Raw genomic sequence first — 23,780 nt, 5'->3', positions numbered from 1 at the left:
CAAATATTTGCCCAAAAATCAGCGCATAAGCCGACGAATCACCCAGAGGATGACCAGCAGCGCCGCGACCGCGCCCGCGATCGGCGCCAGCCGCTTGAGCAGCGGTTGCCCGGCGATCTCCAGCAGGTCGAGCGCCTCCTCGTCGGCCGTGCGCGACGTGCGCAACGTGCCAACGGGCCGCACCTCCTGCCGGATCTCCTCGGGTTCGCCGGGCTCCGGCACCGCCGCGACAGGCCGATCCTCCTCCCGCGGAGGGGCGGGCTCGACGGTCGACTCGGACAGCAGCGCGGCCAGGTTCTCGGCGAACCTGTCGATGAGCTTGGCGCCGACCTCGGCCATCACGCCCCGCCCGAACTGGGCCGGCCGGCCGGTCACGTTGAACGTCGTCTCCACGGCCACCGCCGTGGCCCCTTCGCGCGGCGTCATCCGCGCCTTGACCGTGGCGGAGGCCGTGCCCGGCCCCCTCGACTCCTTGCCCGACGCCTTGAGCGTCAGCGTGTGGGAGTCTTTGTCCACTTCCTCGAACGCGGCCGAGCCCTTGTACGTCACCGTGATCGGGCCGACCTTGACCTTCATCCTGCCGGTGAACTCGTCGCCCTCGAAGACGTCCAGGCTCGCCCCCGGCAGGCACGGAGCGACCCGCTCGACGTCGAGCAGCACCGCCCAGGCCTGCTCGACCGGAACAGGAACCGTGAACTCGTGTTCGAAACGCATCGCCATCGACCGCTCCTTCTCCGTTGCGACACTACGCCGGGGCGGGGGCACCCCGGAAGGGATGCCCCCTTGAGATCAGGGCGATCCGGCCGCCGCGCGTACCGCCCGATGGGTCAGCACCCTGGCCAGGTGCCGCCGGTAGTCGGGCTGCGCGTGCAGGTCGGCCGGCGGAGAGGTGTCGGCGGCCGCCTCCTCGCACGCCAGGCGCACCTGGTCACCGAGCTCCACGCCCCGCAGGGCCGACTCGGTGGCTCGGGCGCGCAGCGGCTTCTCTCCCATGTTCGTCAGCCCGATCCTGGCCTCGGTGATCGCGCCGTTGGAACGCTTGACCGCCGCCGCCACCCCGACGATCGCCCACGACTGCGCGGTCCTGTGGAACTTCTCGTAGTGGAAACCCCAGCCCGCGCCCAGCTTCGGGATCTTCACCCCGGTCAGGATCTCGCCCGGCTCCAGCGCCGACTCCAGGTAGTCGACGAAGAAGCCGGCGGCGGGGATCTCCCGCTCACCCTCCGCCGACCTGGCCACGAGCACGCCGTCCAGTGCCAGCACCACGGCCGGCAGGTCGCCCGCCGGGTCGGCGTGCGCCAGCGAGCCGCCGAACGTGCCCCGGTGCCGGATCGCCCGGTCGGCCACCATGGCCGTGGCCAGCGCCACCAGCGGGCATCCGGCGGTGACCACGTCGGAGCGCACGACCTCGTCGTGCGTGGTCATCGCGCCGATGAAGACGTGGTCGCCGCGATCGTGCACGCCCTTCAGATCCGGCAGCCGGCCGACGTCCACCAGCGTCGACGGGTACGCCAGCCGCATCCGCAGCAGCGGCAGCAGCGACTGGCCGCCCGCCAGCACCTTGGCTTCCTCGTCGGAGGCGAGCGCCTGGCAGGCCTCCTCCAGCGAGGCGGGCCGGGCGTAGTCGAACTGCGCGGGGATCATGGCCGTGCTCCTTCCTGCGCGCCGTCGTTGAGGACCCGCCAGATGCGTTCCGGCGTGCACGGCATCCGTACGTCGTGCACGCCGCGCGGGCGCAGGGCGTCCACGACGGCGTTCACCACGGCCGGGGTCGAGGCGATCGTGCCCGCCTCGCCGACGCCCTTGACGCCCAGCGGGTTGCTGGTCGCCGGCGTCTCTGTGCGGTCGAGGGTGAAGCCCGGCAGGTCCGCCGCCGACGGGAGCAGATAGTCGGCCATCGTGGTGGTCAGCAGGTTGCCGTCGGCGTCGTAGACGGCCTCCTCGAACAGCGCCTGCGCGATGCCCTGCGCGATGCCGCCGTGCACCTGGCCCTCCACGATCAGCGGGTTGACGACCTTGCCGACGTCGTCGACCGCCACGTACGAGCGGATCTTCACCATGCCCGTCTCCGTGTCCACCTCCACCGCGCACAGGTGGGTGCCGTGCGGGAAGGAGTAGTTCTCCGGATCGAACGTGGCCTCGGAGTCGAGCCGCGCCTCCACCCCGTCGGGCAGGTCGTGCGCCGTGAACGCGGCCAGGGCCAGCTCCTGGATCGTCCGCTGAGACTCGGTGCCCCGCACCTTGAACGCCCCGGCCTCGAACTCCAGGTCGTCCGGCGAGCACTCCAGCACGTGCGCGGCCAGCTTGCGGGCCTTGTCCTTGACCTTGTCGCACGCCTTCAGCACCGCGACGCCGCCGATGACCAGCGAGCGGGAGCCGTAGGTGTCCATGCCCTTGTGGGCGATCGCCGTGTCGCCGTGCAACACCGTGACGTCCTCGAACGGCACGCCGAGCGCGTCGGCCGCGATCTGGCTCCACGACGTCACGTGGCCCTGCCCGTGCGGCGAGGTGCCGGTGATGACCTCGACCTTGCCCGTGGGCAGCATGCGCACCGCGCCGTGCTCCCAGCCGCCCGCGCCGTAGTTGGCCTCGCCGAGCATCCTCGACGGCGCCAGTCCGCACATCTCGGTGTACGTGCTGACGCCGATGCCGAGCTGCACCGGGTCGCCCCTGTCACGCCGGTCGGACTGCTCGGCCCGCAGCTTGTCGTAGCCGAACAACGCCAGCGCCCTGTCCGTGGCCGCCTCGTAGTTGCCCGAGTCGTACGTCAGGCCCGAGATCGTCGTGTACGGGAACTCCTCGTGCCTGATCCAGTTGCGCCTGCGCACCTCCACCGGGTCCATGCGCAGCTCGGCGGCGAGCTCGTCCATCATCCGCTCGATGGCGAACGTCGCCTCCGGGCGGCCCGCGCCCCGGTACGCGTCGGTGGGCATCTTGGTGGTGAACACGCCCGTGCAGGCGAACTCGTACGCGTCCATCTTGTAGATCGCGTTGAACATCGACGCGCCCAGCATCGGGATGCCCGGCGTCACCAGCATCAGGTAGGCGCCCATGTCGGCCAGCAGGTCGACCTGCAGCCCTCTGATGCGCCCGTCCGCGTCGGCGGCCAGCCTGATGTGCTGGATCTGGTCGCGGCCGTGGTGCACGGTCAGGTTGCCCTCGGAGCGGGACTCGGTCCACTTGACCGGCTTGCCGAGCTTGCGCGTGAGCAGCAGGCCCAGCACCTCCTCCGCGGTGACCTGCAACTTCGAGCCGAACCCGCCGCCCACGTCGGGCGCGATCACGCGGATCCGGTGCTCGGGGACGCCGGTCACCATGGCCAGCATGACCCGCAGGACGTGCGGGATCTGCGTGGACGTCCAGAGCGTGAACGACTCGCCGTCGGTGTCGGCCAGCACCGCCCGCGGCTCCATCGCGCTCGGGATGAGCCGCTGCTGCACGTACGTGCGGTCGATGACGACGGGAGCGCCCTCGAACGCGGCGTCGAGGTCGCCCGACGTGATCTTCGCGCTGAACGCCTTGTTGCCCGCCTCGTGCACCTTCGGGCTGCCGTCGGCGAGGGCTTCGTTCATGTCGAGCACGGCAGGCAGCGGCTCGTAGTCGACCTCGATGGCGTCGAGCGCGTCGGCGGCGCGGTAGCGGTCGGTCGCGACCACGCAGGCCACGGCCTCGCCGACGTAGCGCACCTCGGACACGGCCATCGGCGGGTGGTCGGGGATGACGATGTCGTCGCTCACCGGCCAGGCGCACGGCAGGCTGCCCTGCTCGGCGGCGAAATCCTCCCCGCTGTACGCCGCCACGACCCCCGGCAGGTCACGCGCCCCCGACACGTCGACCCTGGTGATCCTGGCGTGCGCCATCGGGCTGCGCAGGTACATCACGTGCAGCATGCCGGGGCGCGAGAGGTTGTCCGTCCACTGCGTCCGCCCCGTGAGCAGCCTCGTGTCCTCTTTGCGCCGCCGCGGCCTGCCCACCTCGGAGCGGTCGGTCGGCTCGTTGAGCTGGTCGCTCCGGGCGATCTGCTCGGCGACCAGGCCGGCGTCCATCTCCGTCATTGCGAACTCACCGCCTGCCCCATCTCCTGCGCGCCCCTCCGTACGGCGCGGACGATGTTGCAGTAGCCGGTGCAGCGGCACAGGTTGCCCTCGAGGCCCTCCCTGATCATCTCCTCCGACGGGTCGGGATCGTCTCTGAGCAGGTCGATCGAGGCCATGACCATGCCGGGCGTGCAGTATCCGCACTGCAGCGCGTGCTCTTCGTGGAAGGCCCGCTGCATCGGGTGCATCGACCCGTCGGCGCCCAGGCCCTCGATGGTGACGACGTCGCCGCCGTCGGCCTGGACGGCCAGCACCGAGCAGCTCTTCACGCTCTTGCCGTCGAGCATGACCGTGCAGGCGCCGCAGTTGCTCGTGTCGCAGCCGACCGGTGTGCCGGTTTTGCCGAGCCGGTCTCTCAGCAGGTGGACGAGCAGGAGCCGCGGTTCGACGTCCTCCTCGTAGGTGATCCCGTCGACGGTGACGGTGATTCGGGGCATACGTCCTCCCTCAGGAGCAGGGGGAAAGGCGGACACTCCGAACGTACGCCGGTGTTATTCCGGGTCAAGGTCTACTTGCCGCGCAGCCCCTTGGCGATGATCGCCACCAGCCCCGCGAACGCCAATCCCAGCACCATCACACCCCAGAGAACCAGCCAATCCGTGATCGCCCTTGTCACCACCAAAATACCCAAAACGACAAAAAGCACGCCGCTGAGCAGGGCCATCCAGTCCGTCCTGTGCACGCGGCGCGGCCGCTCGACGTCACGCGCCACGTCGCACCTCGATGTCGCCGACGCCGCTGCGCAGATCGAGCACGAGGGTGGCGGGCTCGCCGTCCGGTTTCACCTCGGGTTGCAGCACTTCGTTCACCCGCACATCCACTCCGCCCTGGACCGACTGGTCCAGCGTGATGTCGCCGACCTTGTTGGAGGCACGCACCTCCACTCTCGCCGTCGGTGGCACGATCACCACCAGCTCGCCCGCCTTGACCGAGGCGGTGAACGTCGTCGTCGACCCCGGCGCCAGCTCCAGCTCCGACAGGTCGAGCCGGCCGTCGCCGAGCCCGGCGTCATAGTGCCGGCTCGCCTCCGCGACGCTGGCCGGGGTCCATTCCGACGATCCGACATTGCTCGGCACACCGCCCAGCATCAGCCCCGTGCCCACGAGCAGCGCGACGAACGTACCAGCGGCGACCAGCCCGGCGCCCCGCCCCCACCAGGCGGCGATCAGCAGCCCGGCGCCGATGGTGATGAGCATGGCGCCGCCGACGATGGTCGGGCTCACGCCAGTGACCGTCCTGGCCTGGGCCGCCATGACGATTCCTCCAATGATGAAAGCCAGCAACAGGGTGAAGACGCCGATGAACGACTTCGGGCGGCGTGCCGGCCTGGGCCGTTCCGCGGGGGCCGGGCGGGCGTACAGAGCCGGATCGTACGGCGAGTAGCCGCCGGCTCTCCTGGCCGGATCGAGCGGCTGGTAGGGGCCGTTGGGGGCGAACGGGTCGCCGTAGGCGGCCGTTCGCGGCTGCCGCCGTCCGTGGGCGGGCGGCTGGTACGGGGGCACGGCGTGCTCCGCCGTCACCGCGTCGCCGAGGGCCGCGTCCGGCTCGACGGCGTCGTGCCCCCGGGCAGGTCCGGCCGGCGGCGACTCCTGAGCGTTCTCGCTCACCAGCCCGGTGAACTCCCGGGTCGGCTCGTGGGGCGGTCGGCGGGTCGTCTCCTGCGCCGGTTCCTGGACCGGATGGCGGGTCGTCTCGTGTACCGGTTCCTGGACCGGCCGGTGGCCTGTCTCCTGCGCCGCGGGCTCGCCCAGGCCGGTGGCCGCGGACTGCGGGCGTACCGGAGACGTCGGCCTGGGAGGCGTGTAGGACGGCGCCGGTCGCCCGTCGCCGGTCCTGCGCCTGCTGAGCCGCTCGGGCATCGACCGGGCCAGCCCCAGCAGGTCGACCCCGCTCGCGTGCGCGGCCAGCAGCGACACGGCCAGGAACACGCCCACCACGAGCGTGCCCACGTCCAGCCACACCGTCGCCATGTTGATCCCCAGGCCGCACGCCAGCACCGCGGCCAGCAGCGCCATCACGGCGTCGGCGTCGAAGTCGCGGCGGGTCCACTGCTCGATGAGGCCGGGCTTGCCGTTCGGCTCCTTCATCAGCAGGAACGCCGCGATGTAGAGGAACAGGCCGATGCCAGAGCCGAGCATCAGCACCGCGAAGCCCACGCGGAACACCACGGGGTCGATGCCGGTGTGCCGCCCGAGGCCCGCGCAGACTCCCATGAGGAAGCGCCCCTCGCTGCTGCGTCGCAGCACACGGTGAGGAGCGGCCGGTTCCCTGGGCGGAGCTTCTGTCATGTCACCATCGTGTACCTGCGTGCGGTGTGCCCGCATCCGGGACACCCCTGACCCGACCCGGGGGTCGTTCCCTGATGCCCTTGTGCCCGGGACGTGTGACTATGGCCATGTTATGGCTGACCAGAAGACACTTGCCGAGCCCAGCGGCGAAACGCCTTATCGGCGGATGATGCGCCCCATGGAGGGCCGCCTGATCGGCGGCGTGGCCCAGGGGCTGGCGACGCAGCTCTCGCTTGATCCGGTGGTGATCAGGCTGATGTTCGTGCTGCTCAGCGTCGTCGACGGCATCGGCATGGTCGCGTACGCGGTGTTGTGGATGGTCGCGCCGAAACAGCCGTACCAGGGGACCGCCCCGCCGCAGCGTGACTGGAGCCAGCTCGCCGCGTTCAGCGCGATCGGGGTGGCGCTGCTGGCGTTCGGCTGGTTGACGGGCGCCTCCCAGGGCGGCATCGGCATGTTGCCGTTCGCCGTGGGCGGGATCGGCGCCCTCATCCTCTGGCAGCAGGCGGACCCGGAACGCCGCAAGACCTGGATGAGCGGCGCGGCCCTCAGCATGCGGAAGAACCGGGTGCGCTCGCTGCTCGGCGTCGTGCTCGTCGTGATCGGCGGGGCCGGGTTCCTGGCGGCACAGGGCGAGCTGGCCCAGGCCAGCCAGGGGCTGCTGTTCACCGCCGTCGTGGTCGGCGGCCTGGCCGTCATCGCCGCCCCCTGGCTGGCCGGCCTGTGGAAAGAGCTGCAGCTCGAACGCCGTGAGCGCATCAGGCAGGAGGAACGCGCCGAAGTGGCCGCCATGGTGCACGACTCGGTGCTCCACACGCTCACGCTGATCCAGCGGGTCGCCCACGACCAGCGCGAGGTCACCCGCCTGGCCCGTGCGCAGGAGCGCGACCTGCGCAACTGGCTCTACCAGCCGGCCCAGGACGCCGACGCCACGGTGGCGGCCGCCGTACGCAGGATCGCGGCCGAGGAGGAGGACGCGCACGGCGTGCCCATCGAGGTGGTCTGCGTCGGAGACATCGACCTCGATTCGGCGGGCAAGCTGGCCGCCATGCTCAAGGCGTCCCGGCAGGCGATGGTCAACGCCGCCAAATACTCTGGCAGTCCGTCCATTTCCGTCTATGCGGAAGTAGAGGGTGAAGAGGTCACGATTTTCGTGAAGGATCGTGGCAAGGGGTTCGACCTTGACGCCGTGCCTCTGGACAGGATGGGAATCAGGGAGTCCATCATCGGGAGAATGGAACGTCACGGAGGCGCGGCCAGGGTGCGCACCGAGCCCGGCGAGGGCACGGAAGTGATGTTGACCATGAAGGTGGAGAAGGCATGACACGGGTGTTGATCGTCGATGATCACCGGCTGTTCCGTTCCGGCGTACGCGCCGAACTCGGCGACTCGATCGAGGTGGTGGGCGAGGCCGAGGACGTGGACTCCGCGGTCAAGGCGATCGCCGAGCTGCAGCCCGACGTGGTGCTGCTCGACGTGCACATGCCCGGGGGCGGCGGCCAGGAGGTGCTGCGCCGCGTCCTGGGCTCCGGCTCCCAGGTGCGTTTCCTCGCCCTGTCGGTCTCCGACGCCGCCGAGGACGTCATCGGCGTGATCCGGGGCGGCGCCAGAGGCTACGTCACCAAGAACATCAGCGGCAAGGAGCTGACCGACGCCATCCGCAGGGTGTCGGAGGGCGACGCGGTCTTCTCGCCGCGGCTGGCGGGCTTCGTGCTGGACGCGTTCGCCTCGTCGGAGGCCCCGTCCATCGACCCTGAGCTCGACTCGCTGACGCAGCGCGAGCGCGAGGTGCTGCGGCTGATCGCGCGCGGCTACGCGTACAAGGAGATCGCGAAGGAGCTGTTCATCTCGGTCAAGACCGTGGAGACGCACGTGTCGTCGGTGCTGCGCAAGCTCCAGCTCTCCAACCGCCACGAGCTTTCCCGCTGGGCCACCGCCCGCCGCCTGGTCTGACCCCCGACTGCCGGACCGTCCGCGCGGACGCCCGCCACCAGCGATCTCACCGCCGGCGGCGGGCGGCAGGGACGGGCGCGGGTTTCTGCGCCGGCCGGAGCTACAGCTTCTCGAGCGGCGCGTACGCCAGCAGCAGCGTCTTCTCACCGCCGCTGCCGAAGTCGATCTTGACCTTGGTCTTCTCCGCCACCCCGTCGACGGACACCACCGTGCCCAGCCCGAACGCGTCATGGCTGACCCGGTCGCCCGGCGCCAGCGACGGCACGGTGCGCCCGCCGCTCTTCGCCGGGGCGGGCCGGGCGGCCGGCTCGCGCCGCGTGGCCGCGCTCCATGCGGACTTCTCGGGGTCGGTGCGCCAGTCGACGAGCTGCGCCGGCACCTCGTTGACGAAGCGGGAGGCGGGATTGAACGACGGCGCCCCCCAGGAGCTGCGCACGGCCGCGCGCGTGAGGTAGAGCCGCTGCTGGGCCCGGGTGATGCCGACGTAGGCCAGCCGCCGCTCCTCCTCCAGCTCCTTGGGCTCGCTCAGCGACCTGATGTGCGGGAACACGCCGTCCTCCATCGCCGTCAGGAAGACGACGGGGAACTCCAGCCCCTTGGCGGTGTGCAGGGTCATCAGCGTGACGACGCCCTGCCCGCCGTCGGCGTCGGGGATCTGGTCGGCGTCGGCCACCAGCGACACCTGCTCCAGGAACTCGACCAGCGTGCCCTCCGGGTTGGCCTCCTCGAACTCGGAGGCCACGGAGATGAGCTCGTTGAGGTTTTCCAGGCGCGACTCGTCCTGCGGATCTTCTGAGGCCTCCAGCTCGGCGCGGTAGCCGGTGGCCACCAGCACCTCCTCGGCCAGCGCGGACGGCGGCACGCCCTCGGCCTTGGTGATCAGCTCCTCGATCATCGCGACGAACTCGCGCACCGCGTTGAGCGAGCGGGTGGCCATGCCGTACGCCTCGTCGGCCCTGCGCAGCGCGTCCCAGAACGAGATGCGCTCGCGCGACGACAGCGCCTCGATCATGGCCTCCGCCCGGTCGCCGATGCCGCGCTTGGGCACGTTGAGGATGCGCCGCAGCGACACCACGTCGGCCGGGTTGGCCAGCACCCGCAGGTAGGCCAGCAGGTCCTTGACCTCCTTGCGCTCGTAGAAGCGCACGCCCCCGACCACCTTGTAGGGCAGGCCGGTGCGGATGAAGATCTCCTCGAACACGCGGGAGGCGGCGTTGGTGCGGTAGAAGACCGCGACGTCGCCGGCCTTGACGCCCTCCTCGTCGCTGAGCCGGTCGACCTCCTGGGCCACGAACATGGCCTCGTCGTGCTCGTTGTCGGCGACGTAGCCCACGATCTTGGGGCCGTCGCCCTGGTCGGACCAGAGGTTCTTGGGCTTGCGCGACTCGTTGCGCGCGATGACGGCGTTGGCGGCGGCCAGGATGTTCTGGGTGGAGCGGTAGTTCTGCTCCAGCATGATCGTGCGCGCGTCGGGATAGTCGCGCTCGAACTCCAGGATGTTGCGGATCGTCGCGCCGCGGAAGGCGTAGATCGACTGGTCGGCGTCGCCCACCACGCACAGCTCCGACTGGTCGGCCCCCGACCGCACCAGGTCGCCGTCGGCGGTGCGCAGCTCGGGATGCCCCACCAGCTCCCTGATCAATATGTACTGGGCGTGGTTGGTGTCCTGGTATTCGTCGACCAGCACGTGCCTGAAGCGCATCCGGTAGTGCTCGGCCACCTCGGGGAAGAGCTGGAACAACGTCACCGTGTTCATGATGATGTCGTCGAAGTCCATCGCGCCGGCCTCGGTCAGCTTGAGCTGGTAGGCCTTGTACGCCTGCGCGAGCGTCTTCTCCAGATGCGAGCCCGCCCTGTCGAGCGCGCTCTCGTAGTCGACCAGCTCGTTCTTGAAGTTGCTGACCTGGGCGGAGAACGAGCGCGGCGGATAGCGCTTCGGGTCGAGCTCCATCTCCCTGCAGACCATCGCCATGAGCCGCTGGGAGTCGGCCTGGTCGTAGATCGAGAAGCTGGAGGGGAACCCCAGCCGCTTGGCCTCCCGCCGCAGGATGCGCATGCAGGCGCTGTGGAACGTCATCACCCACATGGCCTTGGAGCGCGGCCCGACCAACTGGTCGATGCGCTCCTTCATCTCCTTGGCGGCCTTGTTGGTGAAGGTGATCGCGAGGATCTCGCCCGGATGCGCGTCGCGCTCGGCCAGCAGATAGGCGATGCGATGCGTCAGCACCCGCGTCTTGCCTGACCCTGCCCCCGCGACGATGAGCAGCGGGCTGCCATGATGGATCACGGCCTCGCGCTGCTGCGGGTTGAGGCCATCGAGCAAGGGGTGGTCAACAGAGACTTGGGTCGGCACCCACCTAGGTTAAGACGCCCCACCGACAAACGTCGCACGGAATGCCGTCGCCGGTGCTCCGGTTGTGCTCGACGGAATGTCCAGAAAGGGGAACCATGCTGCCGGAGAGCGAGATCAACCGGGTTCTTGTCGTGACCGCCCACCCGGATGACGCCGATTTCGGCGCGGCGGGGAGCGTGGCGCTGTTCGTCGACCGGGGCGTGGAGGTCACGTACCTGCTGGTCACGGACGGTGACGCGGGCGGCAACGAACGCACTCTGGACAACTCGGGCATGGCCGAGCTGCGCAGGACCGAGCAGCGGGCCGCCGCCAAGGCGGTCGGCGTCACGGATCTGCGTTTTCTCGGCTACCCGGACGGCCAGGTGGTGCCGTCGCTCGAGCTCAGGTGTGACATCGCCCGCGTGATCCGGCAGGTCAGGCCCGACCTGGTCATCACCCACCATCCGGATCGTAACTACCGGTTCGTCGCGCCCAGCCATCCCGACCATCGCGCGGTGGGCGGCGCCGCCCTCGACGCCGTCTATCCCGACGCCCGCAACCCCTACGCCTTCCCCGAGCTGGCGCGGGACGAGGGCCTGGAGGCCTGGACCGTGCGTGAGGTGTGGCTGACCGGCGGCCCCGCACCGGATCACTGGGTGGACGTCACCGGCGCCATGGACCGCAAGCTCGCGGCCTTGCAGTCACATGTGAGCCAGGTCGCTCATGTGGAGGGCTTCGCCGACTTCGTCAGGAGCCGTTTCGCCGCCTGGGGCGAGCAGGCCGGCTTCGGCGAGGGCCGCTACGCGGAGGGCTTCCAGGTCGTCTCCACGGACTGACCTCCGCCTCGCGGTGTTACGGCACCGATCCGGGGGCAACCACCCAGAGCGCGGGCTGCCCCGTGATCTCGGAGATGACGTCGAAGTCGCGGTCGTAGTGCAGGATCGTCGCCCCGTGCACCTCGGCGCAGGCGGCGATCAGCAGATCGTTCGGTCCGATGCCGCGGTGCTGAGAGATCGTTACGAGCTGTTTCTGCACGTCCAGGGCCCGTGCCTGCACCTCCTGGTCCATCGGGAGCAGCACGCACTCGCGCTGGGCCTGAAGGATGCGTTGGTAGTGGGCGATGTCGCGGGCGCTATAGAGCACTTCGAGATCGATGATGCTGCAGGTCGCCACGGCCCGGGCCGCGTAGAGCGGATGGAGCGCCTTCGCGACCGCGTCGCTGGTGCGGATGCGCGCGAGCGCGCTCTTGTCCAGCAGATACATCAGTCCTGCCGTCGCCACGCATTCTTCATGATCTCCGGGTCGAGCAGATCCGGGCTCCCCTCCGTGCGCCAGAACTCGAAGGCCTCGATCGCGCTTGCCCTCTCCGCGTCCCTGTCGATGACCACCTGCAGTGCGATGTGGACCGTCTCCTTCATGGTCGGCGTCCCTAGCTTCTGCTGGGCCTCCTCCAGGAGCTCCTTGTCGATGTCGATCACTGTACGCATGCAACACCACCTCCGTACCTCCAGCGTATATCAGAAATTACGATCTTGATATACGCCCTTCCCGAGGAGGAGCGATTTCCCGGGAAGGGCGCCACGCAGACGCTAGAGCATCGAGGCAGGGGTCGTGTGGAACGATCCAGAAGGCGCCGGAGGGATCTTCACTCCCGGGTGGAGAACCTTCATTCCCGGATGGGTAGATGATCTACCGCGGGACGGGAGGGACGGTCACCGTACGTGGTCAGAACGGGATGAGCGGAAGATCTCAGGCTGAGGCGCGAGGGCTTGGTTTCTGCTTGCCGGCGAGGCGGGCGAAGAGGTAGCCGAAGGAGTTGGTGGCCAGGTGCAGCATCACGGGGGTGAGCAGGCCGCCCCGGCGGCGTAGCTCGCAGAACATCACGCCCGCCGCCGCCGTGGACACCACGCTGCCCGCCACCACGCGGGCGGTGTCGAGGCGCCCGGGGGCTTCGTCGGCGACCAGGGCGCCGAGCGCGGGGTTGGCGCGGGCCATGTCGATGGCCGGGAGGATGTGCCAGAGGCCGAACAGGGCGGAGGAGACCCCGGTGGCGGCGACCGTGCCGTGCCTCTGGCGGAGCAACGCGTGGAGGGCGCCCCTGAAGCCCACCTCTTCCAGCAGGACCGTGCCGAAGGGGACCTGGATCAGCGCCTCCTCCCAGACACGGGCGCGCGAGAGCGACAGGGCGCGGTCGTCGTGGAAGAGGGGCCTGGTGCGCGGCATCGAGATGCCGACCGTGTAGACGGCGGCCACTCCGGCGGCAAGGGCGCCGCCCGCGATCGCGCCCCGGCGGCCGTGCTCGAAGCCGAGCTCCTGCCACGAAAGGCCGGACCTGCGGGCCATCGCCACCAGGGCGGCCGTCGCGGCGGCGGACGTCACCGGGCCGAGCCGGGGGGCGATCTTGTTGTTCATGATGTTGGCGGCGGCGAGGATCGCGATCGAGCGAAGCAGCACCCCTGCAGGCTACGTCGCCCGCGTCGTCAGGGGGCGGGCGACGGAGCACAGGCCGTCAGGAGGCGGGCGACGTAACACAGGCCGTCAGGAGGCGGCGGGACGGCGCCAGCCCTCGGGGAAGCGGGTGCGGCGGCGCTCCTGCGGGGTGAGGCCGCCCCAGATGCCCTCCGCCTCGCCCTCCCTTAACGCGTAGGAACGGCACTCCTCGATGACCTGGCAGCCGGCGCAGACCGCTTTGGCCCGCGCCTCCTGCAGCGGTGTGGGGGCGAGGGGGAAGAAGAGGTCAGGGTCGCTGGACCTGCACGCGCCCCTGCGCAGCCAGCCGATCTCCTCCAGTGACATGGGTCAAAGGTAGAGCGTGGTCATGATCGGACACATCATCCTCTCGGTTGACGCGCGCGTACATCCCTGGGGTGGAGGGCCGTCCGGTCCGTACGGCGTCAGCAGGCGCTCACCCCGTCCCGGTATCCCCTCGCGAACGAGGCCTGACGTTGCGCCGCCGTTCCGTGTGCCGAGGGGTCGAGCCAGTCGTCCGTCGGGTCGCCCGCCGCCTCCAGGCTGTAGAGCAGCTCTTCCTCGTCGCCCTCCTCCGCCCGCAGCGCGCCCGAGTTCACCAGGGCGGACAGGGTGCCGCCCGCGTAGCAGTCGGCCTGGAGCTCCGCCTGCACGTTCAGCTGGAAGCCCGTCTGGAGCTGCGCCTGTACGGCGTGCCCTATCTCATGCGGGATGATCACATAGACGGATCCGTCGCCCATCTCCGTCCACAGCGCCTCCATCCAGTCCCGGTCAAACGCGACGAAGTGACCGAGCGGACAGTAGAAGGCGTTGTTCGGGACTGCGGGCTCGTTGCCGCAGGCAGGGCCGGAGCGGCCCGCGTAGGGGACGAAGGCGGTCAGTGGCCGATATATCCGGCCTAACTGCTCGAACTGCTGCTTCCAGAACGCCTCCGACAACGTACGTGCCGTGCGGACGTCCTCCTCGAAGGAGTCGGCGCCCTCCGTGTCCATGGACGCCGGCCGGGTGATGCCGCACGCGCCGACCAGCAGGACCAGGACGAGAACCAGGGCTCGGATCACAGGCTTCACACATCCCAAGTGTGCACGGGCTCGTTGCTGTGCATGCGCTCGATGTACTCCAGCGTCATGGCCCGCAGCGCCTCGTGCCGGTCGCCTCCGTGCGCGTGCACGCGCTCCACCTGCCAGCTCGCGCCCGTACGGCCGGCGATGCAGCGTCCCTCGATGATGCCGAGCAGCCGGTCGGCGACGGGCCCGTCCACGCCCCACGCGGCCAGCCCCTCCTGGGCCATGGGCAGCAGGCGGCGCAGGATCAGCTCGGCCGCGGGCACCTCGCCCACCCCTGGCCAGTACAGCCGCGCGTCCAGCCCGTGCCGGGCCGCGGCGGCGAGGTTGTCGGCCGCCGCCTGGAACGACATCCGGCTCCACAGCGGCCGCTCGGCGTACGGCAGGACGCGCATCAACCCGTAGTAGAAGGCCGCGTTGGCGGTGATGTCGGCCACGGAGGGTCCGGCGGGCAGCACCCGGTTCTCGACGCGCAGGTGCGGCACCCCGCTCACCACCGCGTACACCGGCCGGTTCCATCGGTAGATCGTGCCGTTGTGCAGGGTGAGCTCGTGGAGCTCCGGCATGCGGCCCTGTTCGAGCTCCGCGCGCGGGTCCTCGCTCTCGCAGAGGGGCAGCAGCGCGGGGAAGTAGCTGACGTTCTCCTCGAAGAGGTCGAAGACGCTCGTGATCCACCGCTCGCCGAACCAGACTCTCGGCCGTACGCCCTGCGTCTTCAGCTCCGCCGGCCGCGTGTCCGTGGCCTGCTCGAACAGCGCCATCCTGGTCTCGCGGTGCAGCTCCTTGCCGAACAGGTAGGGCGAGTTGGCCGCGGCCGCGACCTGGGGGGCGGCGATGATCTGGGCCGCGTTCCAGTGGGCGCCGAACGCCTCGGGGCTGACCTGAAGGTGGAGCTGCACGCTGGTGCAGGCGGCTTCGGGCGTGATGCTGTCCGCGTGCGTGTCGAGGCGTTCGACGCCCTCGATGGACAGGTGCAGGTCCTCGCCGCGGGCCGCGAAGATCTGCTCGTTGAGCAGGCGGTAGCGGGGGTTCGCGGAGAGCGTGCCCTCGCCGATGTCCTGCTCGCGCAGGGTGGGCAGGATGCCGACCAGGGCCAGGTGGGCGTCCTGGGAGCGGGCGCGATCCTCGGCGTGGTTGAGCCGCGCCCTGATGTCGTTCTCCAGGAGGAGCGCGCCGTCGCCGCCGAGCTCCCGGGGCTCGATGTTGATCTCGATGTTGAACTGGCCCAGCTCCGTCGCCCAGTCCGGCCGCTCGATGGCGGCGAGCACCTGGGCGTTGCGCATGACGGCCTCGCCGCGCGCGTCCACGATGTTGAGCTCGATCTCCAGTCCGGCGAGCGGGCGTTCGAAGTCGAAGCGGGATTCGCGCAACATCTGGGCGAAGACGTCGAGGCACCGACGCACCTTTTCCCGATATTTCCGGCGGTCGTCCCGGCTGAAGGCGACGACTGGCACGTCCCTGCCCATATCAGGAAATGTCGCACGCCAACGCCGCCAAAACCAGAGCGCAGGCCAGTCTTTACCGCAGCCTGGGCCGCCGGATGACGTCCCATGGACCACCGCCGAAACCGCCGGTCACCGGACGGCCCCCGGCCACCGTTTCTGAGAGCGGCCTGCCGCACCTCGATACCCGTCGGTACGGAGACGGAGGGGCCCGGCGTGAGCGGTTCACGCGGCGCCGGTCGCCACGGGGCAACGGGTCACCACGGAACACGGCCTGCGGGGCGCTCCGTGGCGGCGGCGCGCCACTGAAGGGTCAGAAAGCGTTGCCCTGGAAGGTCCCCGGCCGGCGTGCGGTGGGTGGCCGGCCTTGGCGGAGCCGTAAAGGATCGGACGGGCAGGAGAGCTGAGGCGAGGCTAGGGTGCTGGGATGCGTGTTCTGATAACTGGCGGGGCGGGTTATATCGGCAGCACGGTCGCGTCGGCGTGCCTGGACGCCGGGATCACTCCCGTGATTCTGGACAGCCTTGTGACGGGGCGGAGGGAGTTCGCCGAAGGGCGGGTGTTCTATGAGGGAGATATCGGCGATGGCCCACTGATTGACAAGATATTCGCCGAAAATCCGGATATCGAGGCTGTCGTCCACTGCGCGGCGCTCATCGTGGTGCCGGATTCCGTGGCCGACCCCATCGGCTACTACCGCGCGAACGTCGCCAAGAGCCTCGAACTCGTCGACCACCTGCTCCGCAACGGGTGCGAGCGGATGATCTTCAGCTCCTCCGCGTCGATCTACCAGGCGGGCGCGGACCACACGGTGGACGAGGACTCGCCGCTCGCCCCTCAGAGCCCGTACGCGCAGACCAAGGCGGTGTGCGAGGCGATGTTCGCCGACATCGCGGCCGGCCGCCCGATCAGGATCCTGTCCCTGCGCTACTTCAACCCGGTCGGCGCCGACCCGCGGATGCGCACCGGCCTGCAACTGCGCCGTCCCAGCCACGCCCTGGGCAAGATGATCGAGGCGTACGAGGACGGCGTGCCCTTCCAGATCACCGGCACCGGCTACCCGACGAGAGACGGCACCGGCATCCGCGACTACGTGCACGTCTGGGATCTGGCGACCGCGCACGTGGCGGCCCTGCGCAGGTTCGACGGACTGGACACCGACGTGATCAACCTGGGCACCGGCGCGGGCACCACGGTCCGCGAGCTGGCCGAGGCGTTCAACCGGGTCGTGGACCGTCCCATCGAGGTCGTCGAGGCCCCCGCCCGCCCCGGCGACGTGCCCGGCGCCTACACCCGCAGCGACCGGGCCCGCCGCCTGCTGGACTGGCAGGCCCGCCACTCCCTCGACGAGGGCATCAGGCACTCTCTCGAATGGGCGGCCCTCCGGGAGTCCAGACTGGGCTGAGCCCGGCCGCCCCTCTCCCGCGCGGCCGCGCCCTTCCCGTCCGGTACGGCATCCGTCCCGCTCTGCGCGGCGCCCATCCCGCCCGGTACGCGCCTCTCCCGTCCTGGGGAGGGAGAGGCGCGGACGGTCAGCAGGTCAGCCGGTGACGGCGAACACGCCGAGGGGGATCTCGGTCAGGCTGGAGATGTCCTCCCGGCCGTCCTCGAACGAGGTCGCGACGTCCTTGGCCGCCGGCGCCTTGATCGACACGGCCTTGCCCCAGCCGGTGTATCTCGTGTCCACGCTCACGCTGCCCTTGTCGCCGGTGCCGTTCACCGTTGAGGAGAACGTCGTGACGAGGCGCGTCGGCAGGCCGGCCGCGTTCACGGTGAGCCGCCACGCGATCGGGGCCTTCAGCGCCTTGGCGGACGGCTTGCTCGGCGAGCCGGCGCGCAGCCAGGGCGAGGCCTTCCACAGGGCGCCCAGCTTGATGGTGCCCTTGTAGCCGTGGCTGGTGGCCTTGGCGCCCTTGAGCAGGGTCTTGAGCGTGGAGTATTCGCCGACGTTGACGGGCTGGCCGTACGTGCCGGTGATGCCGCCGGGCGGGCCCTTGGGCGCCTTGAACCAGGTCTTGCCCTCGGGCAGCAGGGTCGTCCACATGTTGCCGGAGAGGTAGGCCGTGGTGCCGACCCTGATCGTGCGCTCGGGCTTGGCCACGGCCCTGAGGATCTCGCCGAACTCGCTGTCCGGTACGTCGCCCAGGTCCTTGGAGGTGATGTTGAGCTTGCCGGTGATGTCGGAGGCGGCGATGCCCGACCTGCTGAACTGCAGGGTGCCGCTGCGCCGGAGGAACACCTCGCGCTTGTTGCCCTGGGAGACGGTCGTGCGCTCGGTGAAGCTCACCCCCTTGCCGGGGGTCATCCGCTTCTTGACGGCGACCACGGGGTCCTTGGGGGCGGCCATCGCCGGGGTGGCGGTCACCAGCGCGGCGGTCGTGGCTAACGCCACGCCGGTCAGGATTCGCTTCATGCGGATTTCCTTCGTCGAAGTTCTGTTGTTGAGGTCAAGGCAGAAGTAGGGCCTTGTGGAGCGGCTCGGCGGGCCGGCCATTACGGAATGCCGCCGAGCGAGCGGATCGGGTCTTCCTCAAGGAACGCCGTGTGCCCCCGTGCGTGCGGCCGTGGTCACCGCCCGGCCGCGACAAATCGGTTCATACAAGTTTCCTCTGGTTCCAAAAGGAAGAGGCATCGATTCTGCCAATCGAAGATCACGACCGTATATCGAGAACCGGGGCGTATGCCGTCGAATCGGTGCAAAATTCGTGCAGATGCCGTCGTGGAGAAGTGAGATCACCGTCACATAGCGCGAGAACCCCCACCCGATGACCTGGTCAGGTCAAGCTTCGGGCTAGGCTTCACTGGCGGAAACGCCCGGCACGCACCCTGAGCGTAGGAGCTCGCCGTGAGAGAGCGAGGCACGATGCCACCGAACGGCGAAGCGGACGCGACCGTAAGTGCAGGTGCCCGGGCCGCCGAACATCAGTCGGACAAGCGTCGAACATTCAGTCGGATAAGCAAGGAGCGAACCCGACGCAGCGAGCGGAGTGGAGGGCCGACGCAGAAGGCACTCCACGGAGCGAGTGAGGAGGGTGAGCGACAAATGGGAAGAGGACGGACCCCTCGTGGACCTGTTCGAACATCAGGCGAAGGAACTCTTCGCTGACTACGGCATCCCGGTGCCACGCGGCATCGTCGCCCACACCGTGGAGGAGGTGCGGTCGGCGGCCGAGGAGCTGACAGGCCGCGTTGTTGTCAAGGCACAGGTCAAGACCGGTGGCCGTGGCAAGGCCGGCGGTGTGAAGGTGGCGGCCGACGCCGCCGACGCCGTCGAGAAGGCCACCGCCATCCTCGGCATGGACATCAAGGGCCACACGGTCCACAAGGTGCTCGTGGAGGAGGCCAGCGCGATCGCGGAGGAGTATTACTTCTCCTTCCTGCTCGACCGCGCCAACCGTACATTCCTCGCGATCTGCTCCGCCGCCGGCGGCATGGACATCGAAGAGGTCGCCCACACCGCGCCGGAGAAGGTCGCCAAGGTGCCGGTCTCGGCGCTGACCGGCATCGACCGCGCCAAGGCCCGCGAGATCGCGGTGGCCGGCGGCCTGCCGGACAAGGCGCTCGACGGCGCCGCCGAGCTCATCGAGAAGCTGTGGTGCTGCTTCGTCGACGAAGACGCCACGCTCGTCGAGGTCAACCCCATGATCCTGTCGGCCGACGGCCAGGTGAAGGCCCTCGACGGCAAGGTCACCCTCGACGACAACGCCACGTTCCGCCAGCCCGACCACGAGGCGCTCGCCGACAAGGCGGCCGAGGACCCGCTCGAGGCCAAGGCCAAGGAGAAGGACCTCAACTACGTCAAGCTCGACGGCGACGTCGGCATCATCGGCAACGGCGCGGGCCTGGTCATGTCCACGCTCGACGTGGTGGCCTACGCGGGCGAGCAGTTCCCCGGCAAGCCGTCCCCCGCGAACTTCCTCGACATCGGCGGCGGCGCCTCGGCCGAGGTCATGGCCGCGGGCCTGGAGATCATCCTCTCCGACCCGAGCGTCAAGTCGATCTTCGTGAACGTCTTCGGCGGCATCACCGCCTGCGACGCCGTCGCCAACGGCATCGTCTCGGCGTTCAAGCTGCTGGAGAGCCGTGGCGAGGCCGTGACCCATCCCCTGGTGGTCCGCCTCGACGGCAACAACGCCCAGCTCGGGCGGCAGATCCTGGCCGACGCCGCACTCCCGCGGGTCGAGCTGGTAGACACGATGGACGACGCGGCCAAGCGGGCCGCCGAGCTCGCTGCGGCAGGTGTGTGACCCATGGCCATCTGGTTGACCGAGAACAGCAAGATCATCGTTCAGGGCATGACGGGCGGCGAGGGCACCAAGCACACCCGCCGCATGCTCGCCTCCGGCGCCCGCGTGGTCGGCGGCGTCAACGCCCGCAAGGCCGGCACCACGCACGAGGGCCTGCCCGTGTTCGGGACGGTCAAGGAGGCGATGGAGCAGACCGGCGCCGACGTGTCGGTCGTGTTCGTGCCCCCGGCGTTCACCAAGGACGCGGTCAAGGAGGCCATCGACGCCGAGATGCCGCTCTGCGTGGTCATCACCGAGGGCGTGCCGGTGCACGACTCGACCGAGTTCTGGGCCTACGCGGTGGCCAAGGGCAACAAGACCCGCATCATCGGCCCCAACTGCCCGGGCATCGCCTCCCCCGGCGCCTCCAACGCCGGCATCATCCCCGCCGACATCACCACCGCCGGCCGCATCGGCCTGGTCTCGAAGTCCGGCACGCTCACCTACCAGCTGATGTACGAGCTTCGCGACTTCGGCTTCTCCACCGCCGTGGGCATCGGCGGCGACCCGGTCATCGGCACCACGCACATCGACGCGCTCCAGGCGTTCCAGGAAGACCCCGCCACCGACGCGATCGTGATGATCGGCGAGATCGGCGGCGACGCCGAGGAACGGGCCGCCGCCTACATCGAGCAGCACGTCACCAAGCCGGTCGTGGCCTACGTCGCGGGCTTCACCGCCCCAGAGGGCAAGACGATGGGCCACGCGGGCGCCATCGTGTCCGGCTCCGCCGGCACCGCCCAGGCGAAGAAGGAGGCCCTGGAGAAGGTCGGCGTCCGCGTCGGCAAGACCCCCTCCGAGACGGCCCGCCTCATGCGCGAGATCATGCAGGCTCGCTGAGCGCCTGCCCTGGCAGCCCCGCACGGGACCGATCCCGTGCGGGGCTTCTCGTCTGCCACGGAACACGGTCAGCGAGTCGTCGTGGCGGCGGCGCGCCACTGACCGGCTCAGCAGCGTCTCCCTGGACTGGCGCCGGCCCCGGTCGGCGGCTGGGGCAACCACGGCAGCGCCGTAAAGGAGCGTCGTGAAGGATGGAGACGGAGAGCGTCGCGCGACCGGGACGGGATCGGCGGCCACAAAGTAAGGGCGGGCGGCGCGTCAACCAAGCGCTGGTCGGGAAAGCTTGAGAAAATCGCCTACTGTGACGGCGATTCTCGACCAGCTACGTGCCGCCCCCCGGTCGGTGCTCGGCCGACTGCCCGGGGTCTCGAGCGACGACGACGAGACCAGGCGGCCGCTGCCCGTGTCGGGGATGCTGGCGGCCGCCGCCACGCTCGGCGTCGGGCTGGCGGCGCTCACCACGCTCACGCTGGTCGGCTGGATCGCAGCGCCACGCGGCACGCTCGAAGCCGGGCTGCCGGGCGTGTTCCGTACGGCGGCGCAGCTCTGGCTGGCCGCGCACCACGCCGGGTTCGCGATCCCAGGCGGGCGGGTCGGCCTGCTGCCGCTGGGGCTGATGCTGCTGCCCGCCGTGCTGCTCTACCGCGCGGCACGATGGATGGCTCGCGACGCCGACCTGCGGCTGCGCCTGCCCGCCCGGCTGCCGAAGAACAGCCCGAAGGCGCAGGCGGGGGCCCGGCGGCGGGCCCAGCTGGTGCTCGTGGTGCAGGCGGGGGTGTCGCTGGCGGCCCCGTACGCGCTGCTCGCCGGACTGATCGCGCTCGTCGCGCGCAACGAGATCACCCAGCCGTTCCTCGGCGAGACGCTGTTCAGCCACTTCGTGCTGGCGTTCCTCGCCGGCTCGCTGGCCACGGCGCGGATGATCGGGCCCTGGCGGGTCATGTTGCGGCTGCTGCCCGAGCGGGTGCGCGCCCTGACCGTCGGCACGGCCGTCGCCACGGCGGTGCTGCTCGTGGCCGGGCTCGCGCTCGTGCTGGTCGCCATCGTGCTCAACCTCGGGCAGATCCAGGAGCTGTCCAGCGTGCTCTCGCCCGGGTTCGTGGGCGGGGTGCTGCTGTTGCTGCTGCAACTCCTCTACGCCCTCAACGCCGTCGTCTGGGCCCTGTCCTACATCGCGGGGCCGGGGTTCGCGATCGGCGCCGACACCCTGGTCGCGCCCACCGGGGTGCAACTCGGCACGGTTCCGAGCCTGCCGCTGCTGGGGGCGCTGCCGGAGAGCGGCACCGTGCCGGCGTGGATGATGGCGGTGATCGCGCTGCCGTTCGCGGCCGGAGCGGTGGCGGGCGTGATGGTGGCCAGGATCTCGCCGTCGCCGTCCTACGAGGCGGCGCCGCTGTGGGGGTTCCTCAGCGGGGTCTCCACAGGCGTCGTGGCGGGGGTCCTGGCCGCGCTGTCCGGCGGCCCCATCGGCGGCGGCAAGCTCGCCACGGTCGGGCCGTCTCCCTGGGAGGTGGCGCTGTCGGTGGCTCTTGAGGTCGGCGTGGCCGCGGGCATCTCCGCCGGCGTGACCAACCTGCTGCTGCTCAACAAACGCGCCCGCACACCCCTCGACAAGGCGGCCGCCCCCGTGCGCAAGGCCGGGGCCGCGCTGGCCAAGGCGGCGAGCAAGGTGGGGCTGGCCGAGTCCGATCCGCGCCCGCTGCCCGGCCACTGGATGGACGCGACGGAGGCCGACACCCAGGAGATCCCCGTCATCAGGGACGACTGGCAGGACGAGCACGCGTCGGCGGCGGCCGAGACGCTGGCCCAGTCCCGCTCGCGCGTGCCGGAGCCGAGTCCGGGGCCGGACGCCCGCCCGCCGCGCAAGGACATCGTCGACGAGTCGGACGACCGCGGCGGCCACGTCATCTACGTCGACCCCTACGCCTGGGACCGCGACTAGCGCTGTGACGGCCGTCCGGTCGGGCGGCTCGACGGCCGGCACGCCGCGCGGCGACGTACGTCAAGGTGTTCCCTCCGGAACCGCCCGCCGGTAGCGCTCGGCCAGCGCGCGGATCTCCGCGACGAGTTCGGGCGGCTCGGTGACCTCGAAGCCGGCGCCGAGCATGCCGAGATAGCAGGCCAGCATCTGCGGTGTGTCCGAGCCGACCTCGGCCACGCAGGCGTCATCGCCCAAGGGCTCCACCCGGACGCCGGACGGCAGCCGGTCGCGTACGTGCTCGGCCGGTGCGCGGACCGTCACCCGTGCCCTGCACTGCCAGGTCGCGGTGGCCAGGCCGGTGGTGACATGGCCGACGAGGTCACCGCCGGGTTCCTCGCGTGGCGTGAACCGGGGGCCGTTCGGGGTCCGCAACCGCATCCGGTCCACCCGGAACGTGCGCCAGTCGGACCTCGCGACGTCCCACCCGACCAGGTACCAGCGGCCACGGCTGTGCGCGAGCCGGTGCGGCTCGACCTCGCGGCGGCCGGCCGACCCGTCATGTGCGGCGTAGTCGAACCGGAGCCGCTCGTGGTCGCGCGAGGCCGCCGCGATCGCGGTGAGCGTGTCGGCGTCCACCCGGGAACCCGCGTGCGGGAGCGGGACGAGGTAGGCGCGCAAGCCGTTGACACGGTGGCGAAGCCGTGACGGCAGCAGCTGTTCCAGCTTGGTCAAGGCACGCAGCGCCGCCTCCTCGATGCCGGTGACCGCTCCCTGCGTGGCGCCCACCCGGAGGCCGACCGCGACGGCGACCGCCTCGTCGTCATCGAGCAGCAGCGGCGGCAACCGCGCACCAGGTCCGAGCCGGTAACCGCCGGTGACGCCCCTGATCCCGTGCACCGGATAGCCGAGACCGCGCAGGCGTTCGACATCGTTGCGCACGGTGCGCGCGGTGACGCCGAGACGCTCGGCCAGCTCTGGTCCGCTCCAGTCCCGCGGCGTCTGCAACAAGGAGAGCAGCCGCAGCAGTCGTTGTGCTGTGTCCGACATAGGGCAAAGTCTGCCCGCATACAGGAACGGCTGGTTCCGGT

The 23,780-nt window shown here is 70.2% G+C and carries 22 protein-coding genes; 7 read left to right on the top strand and 15 right to left on the bottom strand.

Annotation, left to right across the window (positions count from 1 at the left end):
- Positions 1-18: 18 nt before the first annotated feature.
- The 6 genes from ACZ6SA_RS09275 to ACZ6SA_RS09250 form a co-directional block, all read right to left on the bottom strand.
- A complete protein-coding gene (locus tag ACZ6SA_RS09275) occupies positions 19-720 on the bottom strand; it encodes an SRPBCC family protein (RefSeq protein ID WP_347646593.1) in 702 nt (233 codons plus the stop codon).
- 69 nt (positions 721-789) lie between these two features.
- Positions 790-1,644 carry an FAD binding domain-containing protein gene (locus ACZ6SA_RS09270; protein ID WP_347646594.1) on the bottom strand — a complete coding sequence of 285 codons (855 nt, stop codon included), beginning with the start codon at positions 1,642-1,644 and terminating at the stop codon, positions 790-792.
- Positions 1,641-4,055: a xanthine dehydrogenase family protein molybdopterin-binding subunit gene (locus tag ACZ6SA_RS09265; RefSeq protein WP_347646595.1), complete on the bottom strand. Its 2,415-nt coding sequence runs from the start codon at positions 4,053-4,055 to the stop codon at positions 1,641-1,643. The genes ACZ6SA_RS09270 and ACZ6SA_RS09265 overlap by 4 nt, the downstream gene beginning before the upstream one ends.
- Positions 4,052-4,534 carry a (2Fe-2S)-binding protein gene (locus ACZ6SA_RS09260; protein ID WP_465827354.1) on the bottom strand — a complete coding sequence of 161 codons (483 nt, stop codon included), beginning with the start codon at positions 4,532-4,534 and terminating at the stop codon, positions 4,052-4,054. Before ACZ6SA_RS09260 ends, ACZ6SA_RS09265 begins: the two co-directional genes overlap by 4 nt.
- A gap of 71 nt (positions 4,535-4,605) precedes the next feature.
- Positions 4,606-4,809 (bottom strand): hypothetical protein, encoded by a 204-nt coding sequence (locus ACZ6SA_RS09255; protein ID WP_347616678.1) that lies wholly within the window; start codon positions 4,807-4,809, stop codon positions 4,606-4,608.
- Positions 4,799-6,385 carry a PspC domain-containing protein gene (locus tag ACZ6SA_RS09250; RefSeq protein WP_347646597.1) on the bottom strand — a complete coding sequence of 529 codons (1,587 nt, stop codon included), beginning with the start codon at positions 6,383-6,385 and terminating at the stop codon, positions 4,799-4,801. Before ACZ6SA_RS09250 ends, ACZ6SA_RS09255 begins: the two co-directional genes overlap by 11 nt.
- Positions 6,386-6,497: 112 nt before the next feature.
- Between ACZ6SA_RS09250 and ACZ6SA_RS09245 the strand changes: the two genes are divergently transcribed.
- Together ACZ6SA_RS09245 and ACZ6SA_RS09240 are read left to right on the top strand one after the other, a co-directional pair.
- On the top strand, positions 6,498-7,709 hold the full coding sequence (locus tag ACZ6SA_RS09245) for an ATP-binding protein (RefSeq protein ID WP_347646598.1): 1,212 nt from the start codon (positions 6,498-6,500) through the stop codon (positions 7,707-7,709).
- On the top strand, positions 7,706-8,338 hold the full coding sequence (locus tag ACZ6SA_RS09240; protein WP_347646599.1) for a response regulator transcription factor: 633 nt from the start codon (positions 7,706-7,708) through the stop codon (positions 8,336-8,338). Before ACZ6SA_RS09245 ends, ACZ6SA_RS09240 begins: the two co-directional genes overlap by 4 nt.
- A gap of 100 nt (positions 8,339-8,438) precedes the next feature.
- Here ACZ6SA_RS09240 and pcrA read toward each other — a convergent pair whose 3' ends face one another.
- Positions 8,439-10,691, bottom strand: a complete 2,253-nt coding sequence (pcrA, locus tag ACZ6SA_RS09235; RefSeq protein WP_465827352.1) for a DNA helicase PcrA — start codon at positions 10,689-10,691, stop codon at positions 8,439-8,441.
- A 95-nt stretch (positions 10,692-10,786) separates the two neighbouring features.
- On the opposite strand from pcrA, the gene ACZ6SA_RS09230 reads away from it, so the two are divergent.
- The gene (locus ACZ6SA_RS09230) at positions 10,787-11,506 is read left to right on the top strand and encodes a PIG-L deacetylase family protein (protein WP_347646600.1); all 720 of its coding nucleotides are present in this window, start codon (positions 10,787-10,789) and stop codon (positions 11,504-11,506) included.
- Between the two features lie 16 nt (positions 11,507-11,522).
- Here ACZ6SA_RS09230 and ACZ6SA_RS09225 read toward each other — a convergent pair whose 3' ends face one another.
- From ACZ6SA_RS09225 to ACZ6SA_RS09200, 6 genes are all read right to left on the bottom strand, one after another.
- Complete coding sequence (locus ACZ6SA_RS09225) at positions 11,523-11,933, bottom strand: PIN domain-containing protein (RefSeq protein ID WP_465827351.1); 411 nt, start codon at positions 11,931-11,933, stop codon at positions 11,523-11,525.
- Positions 11,933-12,157: a type II toxin-antitoxin system VapB family antitoxin gene (locus ACZ6SA_RS09220; protein WP_132631692.1), complete on the bottom strand. Its 225-nt coding sequence runs from the start codon at positions 12,155-12,157 to the stop codon at positions 11,933-11,935. The genes ACZ6SA_RS09225 and ACZ6SA_RS09220 overlap by 1 nt, the downstream gene beginning before the upstream one ends.
- Positions 12,158-12,419: 262 nt before the next feature.
- On the bottom strand, positions 12,420-13,124 hold the full coding sequence (locus ACZ6SA_RS09215; protein WP_347646602.1) for a CPBP family intramembrane glutamic endopeptidase: 705 nt from the start codon (positions 13,122-13,124) through the stop codon (positions 12,420-12,422).
- 84 nt (positions 13,125-13,208) lie between these two features.
- Positions 13,209-13,466, bottom strand: a complete 258-nt coding sequence (locus ACZ6SA_RS09210) for a WhiB family transcriptional regulator (RefSeq protein WP_347646603.1) — start codon at positions 13,464-13,466, stop codon at positions 13,209-13,211.
- A 98-nt stretch (positions 13,467-13,564) separates the two neighbouring features.
- Positions 13,565-14,209, bottom strand: a complete 645-nt coding sequence (locus ACZ6SA_RS09205) for a neutral zinc metallopeptidase (RefSeq protein ID WP_347646604.1) — start codon at positions 14,207-14,209, stop codon at positions 13,565-13,567.
- Positions 14,206-15,669, bottom strand: coding sequence for a glutamate-cysteine ligase family protein (locus ACZ6SA_RS09200; RefSeq protein ID WP_465827348.1), 1,464 nt, complete (start codon positions 15,667-15,669; stop codon positions 14,206-14,208). The genes ACZ6SA_RS09205 and ACZ6SA_RS09200 overlap by 4 nt, the downstream gene beginning before the upstream one ends.
- A 403-nt stretch (positions 15,670-16,072) precedes the next feature.
- On the opposite strand from ACZ6SA_RS09200, the gene galE reads away from it, so the two are divergent.
- Positions 16,073-17,050 (top strand): UDP-glucose 4-epimerase GalE, encoded by a 978-nt coding sequence (gene galE / locus ACZ6SA_RS09195; protein WP_465827347.1) that lies wholly within the window; start codon positions 16,073-16,075, stop codon positions 17,048-17,050.
- A 135-nt stretch (positions 17,051-17,185) separates the two neighbouring features.
- Here galE and ACZ6SA_RS09190 read toward each other — a convergent pair whose 3' ends face one another.
- Entirely contained in the window at positions 17,186-18,058 is an 873-nt protein-coding gene (locus ACZ6SA_RS09190; RefSeq protein WP_465827345.1) for a hypothetical protein, read from the bottom strand.
- Between the two features lie 652 nt (positions 18,059-18,710).
- On the opposite strand from ACZ6SA_RS09190, the gene sucC reads away from it, so the two are divergent.
- The 3 genes from sucC (at position 18,711) to ACZ6SA_RS09175 (ending at position 22,713) form a co-directional block, all read left to right on the top strand.
- Entirely contained in the window at positions 18,711-19,892 is a 1,182-nt protein-coding gene (gene sucC, locus ACZ6SA_RS09185; protein WP_347646732.1) for an ADP-forming succinate--CoA ligase subunit beta, read from the top strand.
- A gap of 3 nt (positions 19,893-19,895) precedes the next feature.
- Complete coding sequence (gene sucD / locus ACZ6SA_RS09180) at positions 19,896-20,771, top strand: succinate--CoA ligase subunit alpha (RefSeq protein WP_347616666.1); 876 nt, start codon at positions 19,896-19,898, stop codon at positions 20,769-20,771.
- A gap of 301 nt (positions 20,772-21,072) precedes the next feature.
- The gene (locus ACZ6SA_RS09175; protein WP_465827343.1) at positions 21,073-22,713 is read left to right on the top strand and encodes a cell division protein PerM; all 1,641 of its coding nucleotides are present in this window, start codon (positions 21,073-21,075) and stop codon (positions 22,711-22,713) included.
- 60 nt (positions 22,714-22,773) lie between these two features.
- Here ACZ6SA_RS09175 and ACZ6SA_RS09170 read toward each other — a convergent pair whose 3' ends face one another.
- Positions 22,774-23,739: a helix-turn-helix transcriptional regulator gene (locus ACZ6SA_RS09170; RefSeq protein WP_465827342.1), complete on the bottom strand. Its 966-nt coding sequence runs from the start codon at positions 23,737-23,739 to the stop codon at positions 22,774-22,776.
- Positions 23,740-23,780 lie beyond the last annotated feature (41 nt).

The organism is Nonomuraea sp. NPDC049378 (assembly GCF_055586745.1).
This window is presented reverse-complemented; position numbering and strand designations above follow the sequence as displayed.